Annotated in this window: 14 protein-coding genes; 2 read left to right on the top strand and 12 right to left on the bottom strand. The window is 62.5% G+C overall.

Features of this window, described 5'->3' with window-relative positions:
* Nucleotides 1–168: 168 nt before the first annotated feature.
* Nucleotides 169–420, bottom strand: a complete 252-nt coding sequence (locus JMV15_RS09310; RefSeq protein ID WP_014718308.1) for a DUF6124 family protein — start codon at nt 418–420, stop codon at nt 169–171.
* Between the two features lie 408 nt (nt 421–828).
* On the opposite strand from JMV15_RS09310, the gene JMV15_RS09305 reads away from it, so the two are divergent.
* Nucleotides 829–1299: a hypothetical protein gene (locus JMV15_RS09305; protein ID WP_172832667.1), complete on the top strand. Its 471-nt coding sequence runs from the start codon at nt 829–831 to the stop codon at nt 1297–1299.
* 156 nt (nt 1300–1455) lie between these two features.
* On the opposite strand, the gene JMV15_RS28585 is transcribed toward JMV15_RS09305, so the two are convergent.
* The 10 genes from JMV15_RS28585 to JMV15_RS09270 form a co-directional block, all read right to left on the bottom strand.
* A complete protein-coding gene (locus tag JMV15_RS28585; RefSeq protein WP_256200700.1) occupies nt 1456–1578 on the bottom strand; it encodes a hypothetical protein in 123 nt (40 codons plus the stop codon).
* 103 nt (nt 1579–1681) lie between these two features.
* Entirely contained in the window at nt 1682–1804 is a 123-nt protein-coding gene (locus JMV15_RS28580) for a hypothetical protein (protein WP_020301527.1), read from the bottom strand.
* A 103-nt stretch (nt 1805–1907) separates the two neighbouring features.
* Nucleotides 1908–2030: a hypothetical protein gene (locus JMV15_RS28575; RefSeq protein ID WP_268968796.1), complete on the bottom strand. Its 123-nt coding sequence runs from the start codon at nt 2028–2030 to the stop codon at nt 1908–1910.
* 103 nt (nt 2031–2133) lie between these two features.
* Nucleotides 2134–3774, bottom strand: a complete 1641-nt coding sequence (locus JMV15_RS09300) for a BatD family protein (protein ID WP_038450009.1) — start codon at nt 3772–3774, stop codon at nt 2134–2136.
* Entirely contained in the window at nt 3771–5510 is a 1740-nt protein-coding gene (locus JMV15_RS09295) for a tetratricopeptide repeat protein (RefSeq protein WP_038450011.1), read from the bottom strand. The genes JMV15_RS09300 and JMV15_RS09295 overlap by 4 nt, the downstream gene beginning before the upstream one ends.
* On the bottom strand, nt 5507–6595 hold the full coding sequence (locus tag JMV15_RS09290; RefSeq protein WP_019820200.1) for a vWA domain-containing protein: 1089 nt from the start codon (nt 6593–6595) through the stop codon (nt 5507–5509). The genes JMV15_RS09295 and JMV15_RS09290 overlap by 4 nt, the downstream gene beginning before the upstream one ends.
* Nucleotides 6588–7082: a DUF4381 domain-containing protein gene (locus JMV15_RS09285; protein WP_003190798.1), complete on the bottom strand. Its 495-nt coding sequence runs from the start codon at nt 7080–7082 to the stop codon at nt 6588–6590. The genes JMV15_RS09290 and JMV15_RS09285 overlap by 8 nt, the downstream gene beginning before the upstream one ends.
* Nucleotides 7079–8011 carry a DUF58 domain-containing protein gene (locus tag JMV15_RS09280; protein ID WP_014718313.1) on the bottom strand — a complete coding sequence of 311 codons (933 nt, stop codon included), beginning with the start codon at nt 8009–8011 and terminating at the stop codon, nt 7079–7081. Before JMV15_RS09280 ends, JMV15_RS09285 begins: the two co-directional genes overlap by 4 nt.
* A gap of 5 nt (nt 8012–8016) precedes the next feature.
* Nucleotides 8017–8976: an AAA family ATPase gene (locus JMV15_RS09275; protein ID WP_014718314.1), complete on the bottom strand. Its 960-nt coding sequence runs from the start codon at nt 8974–8976 to the stop codon at nt 8017–8019.
* Between the two features lie 266 nt (nt 8977–9242).
* Nucleotides 9243–9596, bottom strand: a complete 354-nt coding sequence (locus JMV15_RS09270) for a hypothetical protein (RefSeq protein WP_003190803.1) — start codon at nt 9594–9596, stop codon at nt 9243–9245.
* A gap of 482 nt (nt 9597–10078) precedes the next feature.
* Here JMV15_RS09270 and JMV15_RS09265 point away from each other — a divergent pair, with 482 nt between their 5' ends.
* Nucleotides 10079–14947: an NAD-glutamate dehydrogenase gene (locus tag JMV15_RS09265; protein ID WP_019820199.1), complete on the top strand. Its 4869-nt coding sequence runs from the start codon at nt 10079–10081 to the stop codon at nt 14945–14947.
* A 122-nt stretch (nt 14948–15069) separates the two neighbouring features.
* Here JMV15_RS09265 and JMV15_RS09260 read toward each other — a convergent pair whose 3' ends face one another.
* Nucleotides 15070–15756 carry a GntR family transcriptional regulator gene (locus tag JMV15_RS09260; RefSeq protein WP_019820198.1) on the bottom strand — a complete coding sequence of 229 codons (687 nt, stop codon included), beginning with the start codon at nt 15754–15756 and terminating at the stop codon, nt 15070–15072.
* Nucleotides 15757–15764 lie beyond the last annotated feature (8 nt).

Below are 15764 nucleotides of genomic sequence, written 5' to 3'. Positions count from 1 at the left end.
ACTCCGTGGAGAAGATGAAAAGGAGGGGAGTTTACCTGTTCTGCGTACCTGCTGCTCCAGGCGACGCAGGTCAAATGTGGGAGAGGACTTGCCCTCGATGGCGCTGGGTCAGCCAGCATCCCTGGCACTGAACCACCGCCATCGGGGGCAAGCCCCCTCCCACAGGGGTTATGGGGTGTTAGTGGGGTTGGGTTGCAGGCAATCCAGCGCACGGTCGGCGAGGGTGCGGGCCATGTCGATCAGGTGAGCGGTGGAACAGGCCATGTCGCGCCGGGTGCCTTTGAGGCCCTCGGCGGTTTCGGTGGCGGTGGTGGCGGCGCAACGGAGTAGCGAGGAGATGCTGGCGATAGCGTCTTCGAAACTCAGGTCTTCGTGGGCGACGAAAATCGGAAAGGGTGGGTCGGGGATAAGTTTGTTCATGGATAAAGCTCCTGCTTGGATTGGGAGCCATTCTTTTGCCGATCTCACACGTCAAAAGGTGGCAGCTATGTGCGGGGTGAGATACCGGAAAACAGGACCCGGCCAGACCGAAGTCTGCCCGCACACAGCCGCCATTGACGGTTGTAGCGCAGTGCGCCTGCTGATAACGGGATCTCACTCCCGATCGCTGATTTGCAGCGACGAAGCGAAGGCTAGCCAGCGAAATGAGCAGGCGCAAGGCCAAAGGATTGTCTAGGAAACGTCCTGCAAATTAAAGGGATATGGATTGCTGGCCTTTAACAATGCATGTCGAGCGGGCGTGACGAACGAAGTGGAACCACAGGGCGAGTGGCGACCACGCACAACGTGGATTTCTCAATCAACCCCTGAATGAATCAGAGGCCCACCATGTCTTTTTCAGTAAACCCACCTTCCACTAGCGCTTTCACCGCTCTACCAGAGCAACTGGATGCTGAAAGTCGCTCAACCCAAGCTAACCATCGTCAGGCACGAAGCACTCAAACCCAGGCCAGCGCCCCGGACCTGCGCCCGTACGCAAGCGTGAGTGACCGGCAACTAATAGGGTTGATCCGCGATCACTTCCGCGAATTCGCCGCAGGGGCGACAGACAGCTATGTGAACTTCAATGAGTTGAAAGAAGCCGCCGGCCTGATCGCCACCGACAGGACGTTCTCACCCGAGGCCCACCATGCGGCCAAGGAGCTACTCACACGGCCAAAATTGCTACGCAAGCTGGATATCGGCATCAGCTTCTTCGGTGGCCCCGGCAAGGAGGATGGCCGGTTCGATATGGATAACCTGAACTATCTGTACAAGTTCCCCCATCGGGAATGGAAGGTGCCGCGTCGTAATCACTGAGTGCAAGCAGGCGTCCGAGCAGGCGATGCAGATCAACTGTGGGAGCTGGCTTGCCTGCGATGGCGGAGTATCAGCCAGCACATCTGCCGCCTGTTACAACGCCATCGCAGGCAAGCTAGCTCCCACAGGGGTTTTGTGGTGTTGGTTGAGGCTGGGTTACTTGGGGTAGAGCGGCAGCAAACTGGTGGTATCAGTGGTCGGGTCTTGTTCGCGTTCGGCCACGGGGATTGCCTTGATCGCTCGCCATTGATCGTTCCCACGCTCTGCGTGGTAATGCATCCCGTGACGCTCTGCGTCACCGTTGCACAGGGCGTAAAACCAGGACGCGGAGCGTCCGGGGCGGCATTCCCACGCAGAGCGTGGGAACGAGCAGGCTCGGGGGTTACTTGGGGTAGAGCGGCGGCAAACTGGTGGTATCAGTGGTCGGGTCTTGTTCGCGTTCGGCAACGGGGATTGCCTTGATCGCTCGCCATTGATCGTTCCCACGCTCTGCGTGGTAATGCATCCCGTGACGCTCTGCGTCACCGTTGCACAGGGCGTAAAACCAGGACGCGGAGCGTCCGGGGCGGCATTCCCACGCAGAGCGTGGGAACGAGCAGGCTCGGGGGTTACTTGGGGTAGAGCGGCGGCAAACTGGTGGTACCAGTGGTCGGGTCTTGTTCGCGTTCGGCAACGGGGATTGCCTTGATCGCTCGCCATTGATCGTTCCCACGCTCTGCGTGGTAATGCATCCCGTGACGCTCTGCGTCACCGTTGCACAGGGCGTAAAACCAGGACGCGGAGCGTCCGGGGCGGCATTCCCACGCAGAGCGTGGGAACGAGCAGGCTCGGGGGTTACTTGGGGTAGAGCGGCGGCAAGCTGGTGGTGTCGGTGGCCGGGTCTTGCTCGCGTTCGGCCACGGGGATGGCTTTGATCGCTCGCCACAGGTCATCACCCAACCAGTATTGACCGCTTTCGCTGTACAGCGCGCCATTCAGGCCATCCAGGGCATCTGACAGCGGCACAAACCGTGCGGCCATGTCGGCCAGGGTTTCGGGTTGTTGCCGCGCCCAGGCGTCGAGGGCCTGGCGGGTGGCGTGGGGGTCGTTGGCCTGGGTGGCGCGCTTGAGGTCGTCGAGCAGGGTGCGTGGGCTGGGACCGGTTTGCGCGGCGCGTTGTACCGCCGGTTGCCGGCGTGCGCGCCACCACAGGCCAAAGCCCAGCAGGGTGGTGCAGGCCAGTATCAGTGTGCTCAGTTGCCACAGCCACAGGCGGTCATCGTCGGGGGCGGTGATGATCGTCGGTGTCGCCGGTGTGTCCACCACCAGGCTGGGGTTCACCGCCACGTGCACGGTGCGCGCCGGCAGGCTGGTGCGTTCCAGATGATCTTCGTGAGTGTTCCACCACACCACTTCCACGGCGGGCAGTTCCAGTTCGCCGGCGCGGGTCGGCACCAGGGCTTCGCGGTCTTCACGGCTGCCGGTCAGGCCGCGGTCGCTGGTACGGTTAGCCATCACTGGTTGGTCGGGGTAGCGGCGCAGGCCGTTGACCTCGGTGCCGGGCAGCGCCGGCAGTTGTGCGCTGGACAGGCCTTCGACCTCCACGGTAAGGCTGCGGGTCAGAGAGTCGCCGACTTGCACGTGGTCCGGCGTGGGGTTCCAGCCTTCGCTCAAGGTCAGGCTGCGCGCGGGCAACCAGGGGGTGTCGGCGGGGTAGGCGTCCGGTTTGGGTTTGACCGTCAAGGGCAGGGGCGCTGAGCTAACGTGAATCATCTTGCCCGGCTTGGTGCCCTGCAGGGTGTTTTCCTGGGGCGGTCGCGATTCCACCAGGGTAGCGCTGAAGGTCTGCGCCGGAATCACCACAGCGCCGCTGTGTTGCGGGTAGAGGGCGTAGCGGGTTTCGATCACGCCATGGCGAATGCTGTTGATGACCTTTTCATAGGTGCGTGATTCGCCCAGTTGTTCGACACGTGCATCCGGTATCTGCAAGGGCGTGAGGCTGCTGTCGTCATACAGCGACACCGAGTGGTAGACGCGCACGGTCAACAGGGCCTGGGCCTGCACGTACACGCTGGTCTGGTCGAGGCTGGCTTCGATGAACACCGGGGCCAGTTCGGCGCTGGTGTTCTGGCTGGCGCTTTCCACCACTTGCAGGGTGATCGGCTGGGTCTTGAGTGCGCCCACCTGCAGCGGCGGGATCACCACGTTGCCGTTTACCTTGGGCAACAGGGTGATGATCCAGCGGGTGGTGGCGTGGTTGTCGCCGTCCAGCGTGGTGAGTTGGTTGATCTGGCGGGTGCCGCTGACTTCGAACTGCGCGTCCAGGGGCGACAGGTCCGGTTTGCCAAACTGGGTTACATCACTGGATTGTACCGTCAGCTCCACCGTTTCCCCGGAGTTGAGGCGGCTGCGGTCTACGCTGGCGACCAGGTCCGCCGCCTGGGCGTGGCCTGCCGACAACGCGAGCAGGAGCAAAAGGGTAGTGCGGCGGCTCATCGAGTGGTGTCCTGATGTTGTTGCTGTTCGTACCAGAATTTGCGGCGCAACAGCTCGCCGGGGTTGTCCGGGATTTCCTGCAACCATTGCTCCAGCGCTTGGCGGCGCTCGCCTTCCAGGCGCGTGTCGGCAGGGCGCAGTGGCGGCGTGGTGGTTTGCTCGTCACCCAGTTCGCTGCCTGGCACTTCATTGCCACCGGCCTGTGGCGGGGCGTTGGCCTGGGTCTCACCCGTGCCGGCTTCGCCCTGGCCGTGGGACGATTGCTCGCCGCCCTGGGCCGTTTGCGCGCTGGTGCCCGGTTGCGCAGTTTGGCCGGGTTGGGCGGTTTCGTCATCTGCGTTTTTTGCGGGCGGGTCCGGCTCGGGCTGCGCTTGCTCCTGCATCAGCGCTTCAACCAGGGCCTTGTTTTTCAGCGCGGGCTGCAAATCGGGCTGGGCTTCCAGGGCTTGTTCATACGCATCAATGGCCGCTTCAAGTTCACCGGCCTTGGCCAGGGCATTGCCGCGGTTGTAGTGAGAATAGGCGTCGCTGCCTTGGGCAAACCGCTTGATGGCCTCGGCGTAATTGCCGGCTTCATACAGCGCCACGCCTTGCCATTGCGGGTCCTGGAAGTGTTCGGCGGCTTCGGCCGGGCGTTTGTGCTTGAGCAGGTACTGGCCTTGTTGGTCGGGGCGCAGCCACAGGTCCTGCAGCCCAAAGGCGTAGCTGGGTTGCGGCGCGCCCATCAACAACAAGGGCAGGCAGAACAGCCAGCCGCGACGCCCGGCGCACGCGGCCAGCAGCAACAACGGCAAGAGCAGCCAGTAACCCTGGTCGGCCCAGCTGTCCAGGCGCAGCCGTTGGCCGTCGTCGCGCAGGGCCTGGGCGCTGTCGAGCATGCCGAGTTGGCGCAGGTCCTTGTCATCCAGGCGTGCCGCACGGTAGCGGCCGCCCATTTCGCTGGCGAACGCCTTGAGGGTCGGGCTGTCGAGACGCGGCACCAGGATCGCGCCCTGGTCGTCCTTGAGGAATTCGCCGCTCTCCTGCGTCACCGGCGTGCCTTCGCGACTGCCGATGCCGAGGATCGACAACGTTGGAGCCTGGGCACTTTGCAGTTGCAGGCGGATGCCTTGGCGCTCTTGTTTGGACAGTGAGGAACCGATCAGCAGCAGGCGCCCCTGGCCGAGACCGCCTTGCTTGAGCAGGCCCAGGGCTTTTTCCACGCCCAGATCGGCACGATGGCCGGGCTCGGGCATGATCGATGGGCGCAGGGCTTCCAACAGGTTGCGGCTGGTAGCCAGGTCATCGGACAGCGGCACCAAGGTATGGGCGCTGCCGGCATACACGATGATGGCTGTTTGAGCATCGGTGCGTGCTTGCAGCAAGTCATACAGCTTGCGCCGCGCCTGTTCCAGGCGGTTGGGCGGGCTGTCGGTGGCGAGCATTTCCGGGGTCAGTTCCAGCAGCACCACCAGGGGGTCGGAAGGTTTCTGGCTGGCCTGTTCAACCCGTTGCCAACTGGGGCCCAGCAACGCGAGCACGGCCAACAGCCAGGCGATGCCGAGCACCACCCATGGCGATCTACTCTCGCGGCCATTGCCACCACTGAGCAACTCGGCATGGAACGCCGGCGGCAGGATCATCTGCCAGCGCCCGGCGCGCTTTTGCCGATGCCATAGCTGCCACAGCAACCAGCCAAGCAGGGGCAGCAGCAATAGCCACCAGGGGCGCAACCAGTGCGGCCACAGCGCGATCATCGACGCCTCCGCAAGCGCAGGCGCTGTAGGCGCTGGCGCCATTCAGGGTGTTGCTGCAAAAAGATGCCCCTGCTCGATAGCCTATTGAAGGCTCGTTGCAAAGCGTTGTTCGGCCAGCGTTCCTGGATCACCAGCAACAGGCTCAACACCAACGCCAAGGCCAATGGGCCGCTGTATAGCGCCTGAGCCGGGCGGGCCTGGGTGGGTTGTTGCTCCACGGGTTCAAGGGTGTCGAGGGTGTCCTTGATCTTTAGCAGTTCCTCGCCGTCCCGGGCGCGGAAATACTGGCCGCCGGTGGCCTCGGCCAGTGCCTTGAGCGCCGGTTCGTCGAGGTCCAGGCTCGGGTTTACGCCAAGGATGCCCAGGGAGCCGGTTTGCTCGGGGTCGGCACCGATGCCGATGGGGTAGATTTTTACGCCTTCCTCGGCCGCCAGGCGCGCGGCGGTCAACGGGTCGATCTGCCCGGCGTTGTTGGCGCCGTCGGTGACCAGGATCAGCACGCGGCTTTGCGCCGGGCGTTGGCGCAGACGCTTGAGGGCCAGGCCGATGGCGTCGCCGATGGCGGTGTTCTTGCCGGCAATGCCGATGCGCGCTTCATCCAGCCAGGTGCGCACGGTGCGGCGGTCAAAGGTCAGGGGCGCTTGCAGGTAGGCTTGGCTGCCGAACAGGATCAGGCCCACGCGGTCACCTTCACGCTCCTCCAGAAAGTCTCCCAGCAGGTGCTTGACCAGGGCCAGGCGGCTGACGTCCTCGTCCTGCCAATGCATGTCGGGAAAATCCATGGAGCCGGAGACATCCACCGCCACCAGCAAATCCCGGCCGCTGGCAGCAATCGGCAAGGGTTCGCCCAGCCATTGCGGGCGGGCGGCGGCGGTCAACAGCAGCAGCCACAGCACCACGAATGGGGCTTGCTGGCGCCAGCCGGGCAGGTTGACCCGGGCACGACGCCGGGCCAAGCCTTCCAGGTCACTGAGGTAACTGACTTTGAGCGCCGGTTCGCCGCTGTCGGCCACGGGCAGCACCAGGCGCATGATCCAGGGCAGTGGCAACAGGGCGAAGATCCACGGCCAGGCGAACTCAAACATGTTTGCGAATCCAGGTGTCGACGGCTTGGGTGAGACCGGCGATGGCTTTGTCGTCGAGCTTGCATTCGGGCTTGTAGGCGCCTTCCACCAACACCATCCAGCGCGTCAGGCCGGCGGCGGGGCAGCGGTTATCCAGGAAGGCCAGCCATTTGCGCCCGTTGAGGGTGTGGCTCTGGCTATAAGGGTAGTCGTTACGGCAAAGGCGCTTGAGCAGGCCGTTGAGTTGCTGCAACCAGGCGCCCGCTGGCGCTCCGTCGTAGGGCTTGGGCATCAACGCCAATTCGGCCAGGGCGGCGATACGCAACGGGTCCAGCGGTTGTTCGGCACGGGCCACGGGGCGGCGGGCCGGCAGGAAACGACGCAGCCACCACAAGCCCCAACCGAGCAGTGGGATCACCAGCAGCAACAGCCACCAGCCCGGCGCAGGTGGCCAGAAGCCAATGGCGGGCGGGGCAATCAGCGGTTGCAGTTGGTCCAGGCTGCTCATGGTTTTTTAACCGGGCGTTGCGGGTTGAGGTATTCGCGCAGTTGCTCGACCATTTCACTCTGGGTGCTCAAGGGCATCAACAACAGCCGCAGTTTCTGCGCGAGCAGTTCCCAGCGGGCGATACGCGCTTCGGCTTGGGCCTTGTAGGCCTGGCGCAGGTCGATGTTCAGTGTGTCCAGTTCCAGTTGCGCACCTCTTTGTGCGAAACGCAGCAGCCCGGCGGCGGGCAGGGCGTGGTCCAACGGGTCGGAGATTGGCAACAACAGCAGGTCGCAATGGCGCGCCAGCAGGCTCAGCTGTTGCTCGGCGCCTTCGGTGAGGGCGCGTTCATCACAGATCACCACCACCAGGCTGCCCGGGCGCAGTACCTCGCGGCCACGGCGCAAGGCCATGCCCAGGGCATCCGCTTCCGGCTGACGCTCGGTATCCAGGCTCTGGTTGACCCGCACCAGCCGGTTAAGCAGTTGCAATAGGCTTTGCTTGCTGCGCCGTGGCTTGATCTCGTAGTGCTCATTGTCGCCGAACACCAGCCCGCCCACCCGGTCGTTATGGCCCAGGGCGGCCCAGCCGATCAGGCTGGCGGCCTGGGCGGCGAGCACCGACTTGAACATTTGCCCCGAGCCGAAAAACAGCCGGCAACTTTGCTCGACCATGATGAAAATCGGCCGTTCGCGCTCTTCGTGGAACAGCTTGGTGTGCGGCTCCTGGGTACGCGCCGTCACGCGCCAGTCGATGGTGCGCACGTCGTCGCCGGCCTGGTACACGCGCACCTGGTCGAAATCGACGCCACGCCCGCGCAGCTTGGAGTGATGCAGGCCCACCAGCGGGCTACGCTGGCCAGGCGTGGAGAACAACTGCACTTCACGCACGCGGTGGCGCATCTCAATCAATTCACTGAGGGTTACGCGGATACCATCGCTTGCGTTCATCGACTTCAAGCGACGGCAACGACGTCGAGAATGCGTTGCACCACGCGGTCCTGGTCGACACCGGCGGCTTCGGCCTCGAACGACAGGATGATGCGGTGACGCAGCACGTCGAACAGCACCGCCTGGATATCTTCCGGGCTGACAAAATCGCGACCGGCCAACCAGGCATGGGCTCGGGCACAACGGTCCAGGGCGATGGAACCACGGGGGCTGGCGCCATAGGCGATCCACTCGGCCATTTCTGTGTCGAACTTGGCAGGGGTGCGCGTGGCCATCACCAGTTGCACCAGGTATTCCTCCACGGCATCGGCCATGTACAGGCCGAGGATTTCCTTACGCGCAGCAAAGATGGCCTGCTGACTGACCCGGCGCTCGGGCTTGGTTTCGCCATTGAGTGCTTCGCCGCGGGCTTGCTGCAGGATGCGGCGCTCGACGGCGGCGTCCGGGAAGCCGATCTTGACGTGCATCAGGAACCGGTCGAGCTGCGCTTCGGGCAGCGGGTAGGTGCCTTCCTGTTCGATGGGGTTCTGCGTGGCCATCACCAAAAACAGCGGCGACAGCTCATAGGTGCTGCGGCCTACGCTGACCTGACGCTCAGCCATCGCTTCAAGCAAGGCCGACTGGACCTTGGCCGGGGCACGGTTGATTTCGTCGGCCAGTACCAGATTGTGGAAGATCGGCCCCTGCTGGAATACGAAACTGCCGGTTTCCGGGCGATAGATCTCAGTGCCGGTGATGTCGGCGGGCAGCAGGTCGGGGGTGAACTGAATACGATGGAACTGCGCTTCGATCCCTTCGGCCAACTCCTTGATCGCCTTGGTCTTGGCCAGCCCCGGTGCGCCTTCGACCAGCATATGGCCGTCGGCGAGCAGGGCGATCAGCAGGCGATCGATGAGTTTTTCCTGGCCGAGAATCTGCGTAGAAAGAAAGGTTCGCAGCGCAAGCAGCGCTTCACGATGTTCCATCGATGACGGTTCCTGGAAAGATGAGCCTGGGTGTTGTGACAGAACACCGGGCCTGGGGCGTTTACTTTAATGCATCGCGGGGTGCGGAGACTAACGGCTTGATGGGTATTTTTAGCAAAACCCATGGGATAGCAAGCGTCTGGGCTGGTAAAGCACGGTCACTGTGGGAGCTGGCTTGCCTGCGATGGCCTCAACTCGGTCTGGCTGAAAGACCCCACCGCCTGCATTGCAGGCAAGCCAGCTCCCACATGGGGTCTTCGGTGCATTCAGATCCGAATGAACGTGCCGGTGCCTGTGAGGATGTTCTGCAGCGTTTCCTGCACTTCGGCCATGTCTGCCGCAGCGGTGCTGTGGGTGATCTCCAACTGGTCCTTGCCGCCCAAGGCATCTGCATCGCCGGCCGCCAGTTCGATCAATAAGGTGGTGTCGCCCAACGTCACTTTCAGCCCATCGAGGGTCGAAGGCTCGTAATCCCAGGTCAGCTCCACTTCATCTTCATCCGGGTAACGGGTGAGCATGAACATTTCGCCGTTCTTGCCGTGACAGCAAAGCATGGCCATGTTGTCTTCTTCGTCGTCGCACGGAGTGGCCATCAGGGCGTCGGTTTTCAGCTGCAGCATGGGGCAATCCTGTGTTGGGGAGGGCAATTGTGCCACTGCGGCGAATTTTGTGCTTCATCCTGTGTCGGAACTTGTGCATGACCTGACGGGCCGGATCGGTCATTTCTGGTACTGATGGTGTGCAAAGTAGCAAGATTTTCTACCGAAAATCCGAGGTTGCCCAAGTTGCAACCGACACCCTGCTTACCGATGACCGAATATGTCGCAGCGTCGCAAGCAGCGTTCTTCCTACACTCGTTAAGCTGCGCAACGGATGTGCCCTGTGCCAGGCGCCTGACCTGCCCGTCGTATCGTCATCTGGCCAACGGCATGCCGTATGGAAGTTGTATGTGACCTGACTGTCCTGTCCAGCTTCACCCACCTGTCACCCTGATTCGTTTATGGTGCTTGTCAGCACACCAGCGAACAGAGCTGACGGTCTCCCCGCAAGGGGATAACACGCGACGCTTTCATCAATAACAAGCCCAAGCGGAGTACCACAGATGGCGTTCTTCACCGCAGCCAGCAAGGCCGACTTCCAGCACCAACTGCAAGCGGCACTGGCGCAGCACATCAGCGAACAGGCACTGCCACAAGTGGCGCTGTTCGCTGAGCAATTCTTCGGCATCATTTCTCTGGACGAACTGACCCAGCGTCGCCTTTCCGACCTGGCCGGTTGCACCCTGTCTGCCTGGCGCCTGCTTGAGCGCTTTGATCACACCCAACCGCAAGTGCGGGTCTACAACCCCGATTATGAGCGTCATGGCTGGCAATCGACGCATACTGCGGTCGAAGTGCTGCACCATGACCTGCCCTTTCTGGTCGACTCGGTACGCACCGAGCTGAATCGCCGTGGCTACAGCATCCATACCTTGCAAACCACCGTGCTCAGCGTGCGTCGTGGCAACAAGGGCGAGCTGCTGGAAATCCTGCCCAAGGGCACCCAGGGCGACGGCATCCTGCAAGAATCGCTGATGTACCTGGAGATCGACCGCTGCGCCAACGCCGCCGAACTGAACGTGCTGAGCAAAGAGCTTGAGCAGGTACTGGGCGAAGTGCGCGTAGCCGTGGCCGATTTCGAACCGATGAAAGCCAAGGTTCAGGACCTGCTCGCCGGTATCGACGCCAGCGCGTTCGCCATCGACGGCGAAGAAAAAGCCGAGATCAAGAACTTCCTCGAATGGCTGGTGGGCAACCACTTCACCTTCCTGGGCTACGAAGAGTTCGTGGTACGTGACGAGGCGGACGGCGGTCATATCGAATATGACGCCAGCTCCTTCCTCGGTCTGACCAAGCTGCTGCGCGCCGGCCTCACCGCCGAAGACCTGCGCATCGAAGACTACGCCGTGGCCTACCTGCGCGAGCCGACCGTACTGTCGTTCGCCAAGGCCGCCCACCCAAGCCGCGTGCACCGTCCGGCTTACCCGGACTACGTGTCGATCCGTGAGATCAGCGCCGACGGCAAGGTCATCAAGGAACACCGTTTCATGGGCCTGTACACCTCCTCGGTGTACGGCGAAAGCGTGCGGGTGATCCCTTACATCCGCCGCAAGGTCGCGGAAATCGAACGTCGTTCGGGCTTCCAGGCCAAGGCGCACCTGGGTAAAGAGCTTGCCCAGGTGGTGGAAGTATTGCCCCGTGACGACCTGTTCCAGACTCCAGTCGACGAGCTGTTCAACACCGTGATGTCCATCGTGCAGATCCAGGAGCGCAACAAGATCCGCGTGTTCCTGCGCAAAGACCCCTACGGTCGTTTCTGCTACTGCCTGGCGTACGTGCCACGCGACATCTACTCCACCGAAGTGCGCCAGAAGATCCAGCAAGTGCTGATGGACCGTCTGAAGGCCTCGGACTGCGAGTTCTGGACCTTCTTCTCCGAGTCCGTCCTTGCCCGTGTGCAACTGATTCTGCGAGTTGACCCGAAGAACCGCCTGGACATCGACCCGCTGCAACTGGAAAAAGAAGTGGTGCAGGCCTGCCGCAGCTGGCAGGACGACTACGCCAGTCTGGTCGTGGAAAGCTTCGGCGAAGCCCAGGGCACCAACGTGCTGGCGGACTTCCCTAAGGGCTTCCCGGCCGGCTACCGCGAGCGTTTCGCTGCGCATTCGGCTGTGGTCGACATGCAGCACCTCAACAGCCTGACCGAAGCCAACCCGCTGGTGATGAGCTTCTATCAGCCGCTGGGCCAGGTCTCCGGTCAGCGTGAGCTGCATTGCAAGCTCTACCACGCTGACACCCCGCTGGCGCTGTCCGACGTACTGCCGATCCTGGAAAACCTCGGCCTGCGCGTGCTGGGTGAGTTTCCGTATCGCCTGCGCCATGCCAATGGCCGTGAGTTCTGGATCCATGACTTTGCGTTCATCGCCGCCGAAGGCGTGAACCTGGATATCCAACAGCTCAACGACACCCTGCAGGATGCGTTCGTGCACATCGTGCATGGCGATGCCGAGAACGATGCGTTCAACCGCCTGGTCCTCACCGCCGGCCTGCCATGGCGCGACGTGGCGCTGCTGCGTGCCTATGCCCGTTACCTGAAGCAGATTCGCCTGGGCTTCGACCTGGGTTACATCGCCAGCACCCTGAACAACCACACCGACATCGCCCGCGAGTTGACCCGGCTGTTCAAGACCCGCTTCTACCTGGCGCGCAAGCTCACTGCCGACGACCTGGAAGACAAGCAGCAACGCCTGGAACAAGCGATTCTCACGGCTCTGGACGACGTTCAGGTGCTCAACGAAGACCGCATCCTGCGTCGCTACCTGGACCTGATCAAGGCCACCCTGCGCACCAACTTCTACCAGACCGATGCCAACGGCCAGAACAAGTCGTACTTCAGCTTCAAGTTCGACCCGCGTGCCATCCCCGAGCTGCCCAAGCCAGTGCCGAAGTTTGAAATCTTCGTGTACTCGCCACGGGTCGAGGGCGTGCACCTGCGCTTCGGCAACGTCGCTCGTGGCGGCCTGCGCTGGTCTGACCGTGAAGAAGACTTCCGCACCGAAGTGCTTGGCCTGGTAAAAGCCCAGCAAGTGAAGAACTCGGTAATCGTGCCGGTGGGCGCCAAGGGCGGCTTCCTGCCGCGTCGCCTGCCATTGGGCGGCAGCCGGGACGAGATCGCGGCCGAAGGCATCGCCTGCTACCGCATCTTCATCTCCGGCCTGTTGGACATCACCGACAACCTGAAAGACGGCGCCCTGGTGCCGCCGGCCAACGTCGTGCGTCATGACGACGATGACCCGTACCTGGTGGTGGCGGCGGACAAGGGCACTGCGACCTTCTCCGACATCGCCAACGGCATTGCCATCGACTATGGCTTCTGGCTGGGCGATGCGTTCGCCTCCGGTGGTTCGGCTGGTTACGACCACAAGAAAATGGGCATCACCGCCAAGGGCGCATGGGTAGGTGTACAGCGTCACTTCCGTGAGCGCGGCATCAACGTGCAGGAAGACAGCATCACTGTGGTAGGCGTCGGCGATATGGCCGGTGACGTGTTCGGTAACGGCTTGTTGATGTCGGACAAACTGCAACTGGTCGCAGCCTTCAACCACCTGCATATCTTCGTCGACCCGAACCCGAACCCGGCCACCAGCTTCGTCGAGCGCAAGCGTTTGTTCGAGCTGCCGCGTTCGGCCTGGACCGACTACGACACCAGCATCATGTCCGAAGGTGGCGGTATCTTCTCGCGCAGCGCGAAAAGCATTGCCATCTCGCCACAGATGAAAGAACGCTTCGACATCCAGGCCGATAAGCTGACCCCGACCGAACTGCTCAACGCCTTGCTCAAGGCGCCGGTGGACCTGTTGTGGAACGGCGGTATCGGTACCTACGTCAAGGCCAGCACCGAAAGCCATGCCGACGTGGGCGACAAGGCCAACGACGCGCTGCGCGTGAACGGCAACGAACTGCGCTGCAAGGTGGTGGGCGAGGGCGGCAACCTGGGCATGACCCAACTGGGCCGTGTGGAATTCGGCCTCAATGGCGGCGGTTCCAACACCGACTTCATCGACAACGCCGGTGGCGTGGATTGCTCCGACCACGAAGTGAACATCAAGATCCTGCTCAACGAAGTGGTGCAGGCCGGTGACATGACCGACAAGCAGCGCAACCAGTTGCTGGCGAGCATGACCGACGAAGTTGGCAACCTGGTGTTGGGCAACAACTACAAGCAGACCCAGGCCCTGTCCCTGGCTGCGCGCAAGGCTTACGAGCGTGCTGCCGAGTACAAGCGCCTGATGAGCGACCTGGAAGGCCGTGGCAAGCTGGACCGTGCCATCGAGTACCTGCCGACCGAGGAACAGCTTACTGAACGCGCCTCTGCCGGCAAGGGCCTGACCCGCCCGGAACTGTCGGTACTGATCTCGTACAGCAAGATCGACCTCAAGGAAGCACTGCTCAAGTCGCTGGTACCGGATGACGAGTACCTGACCCGTGACATGGAGACCGCGTTCCCACCGAGCCTGGTGGCCAAGTTCGGCGAAGCCATGCGTCGCCATCGTCTGAAGCGCGAGATCGTCAGCACCCAGATCGCCAACGACCTGGTCAACCACATGGGCATCACCTTCGTGCAGCGACTCAAAGAGTCGACCGGTATGAGCCCAGCGAACGTGGCGGGCGCGTATGTGATCGTGCGGGACATCTTCCATCTCCCGCACTGGTTCCGTCAGATTGAAGCCCTGGACCACCAGGTTTCCGCTGACGTGCAACTGGAGCTCATGGATGAACTGATGCGCCTGGGCCGTCGTGCTACGCGCTGGTTCTTGCGCAGCCGTCGCAACGAGCAAGACGCCGGGCGCGACACCGCGCACTTCGGTCCGCACCTGGCGGCGCTGGGCCTCAAGCTCGACGAACTGCTGGAAGGCCCGACCCGCGAAGGCTGGCAGAACCGCTACCAGGCCTATACCCAGGCCGGCGTACCAGAGTTGTTGGCGCGCATGGTTGCAGGCACTACCCACCTGTACACCTTGCTGCCGATCATCGAAGCCGCCGACGTGACCGGGCATGACGCCGCCGAAGTGGCCAAGGCCTACTTCGCCGTCGGCAGCGCCCTGGACCTGCCTTGGTACCTGCAGCAGATCAGCGATCTGCCAGTGGCCAACAACTGGCAAGCCCAGGCCCGCGAAGCCTTCCGCGACGACGTGGACTGGCAGCAACGGGCGATCACCATTTCGGTCCTGCAAATGGACGATGCGCCACAAGACATGGAAGCCCGCGTGGCCCTGTGGCTTGAGCAGCATCAGGACATGGCGGATCGCTGGCGTGCCATGATGGTGGAAATTCGTGCCGCAGTGGGCACGGACTACGCCATGTACGCGGTGGCCAACCGTGAGTTGCTGGACCTGGCGTTGAGTGGCCAGTCGGTGTTGCAACCGGCTTGATGCCTCGCTAAACCAAAGGCCCCCGTATCGTGAGATGCGGGGGCTTTTTGTTTGATCTGGAATGCGATCAATGTGGGAGCAGGCAATCTAGCTCCCACAGTTTTAACTTCATTCACTTGGCGTCAGTGGTGTTTGAGTAGTCGGGTTTCCAGGTGATCCAGGTGCTGGGTCATCAGGGCGACGGCCTTGTGAGCGTCGCGCTGTTCCACGGCATCCACAATCGCCACATGCTCCTGCCACGCGCAATACGTGCAGGCTTTTACTTCAAATTGCGCAATGATCAACGACGTCAACGGCACCAGGCTGTTGAGAAACTGCGCCAACGGCGCATTGCCTGCCATGTGCGCCAGTTGCAGATGAAACTCTCCCGAAAACCGGATCGCCGGCCCCCGTTGGTCACGCTCAATGGCGTCGCGCTCCTGTGCAATCAGCTCGCGCAGTTGGCGAATCTGCATCGCTGTGGCTTGGGCGCAGGCCAGTTGCACCACGGTCATTTCGGTGAGACGCCGTGCTTCCAGAATCTGCCGTGTGTGCTGGGCATCCGGCGCGGCGACCTGGGCGCGCTGGTTGGGGCGCAGGATGACCACTTGCTGATGGGACAGCTTGGCGAGCACTCGGCGAATCACGCTGCGGCTCACGCCAAAGAGTTCGCCCAGGCCTTCTTCGGTGAAGCGGCTGGCGGGCGCAATGCGTTGCTCAAGAATGGCGTCGAACAAGCGTGGGTAGATATCGTCCACCGAGGGCTTTTTTTCGGGCGTCCAGCGTAGGGACGTGAGGGTGGAGTCGCGTTGCAGGGCGTGAGCGTTCATGGCCGGTC

Source organism: Pseudomonas paracarnis, assembly GCF_904063055.1.
Lineage (GTDB): Bacteria > Pseudomonadota > Gammaproteobacteria > Pseudomonadales > Pseudomonadaceae > Aquipseudomonas > Aquipseudomonas paracarnis.
This window is presented reverse-complemented; position numbering and strand designations above follow the sequence as displayed.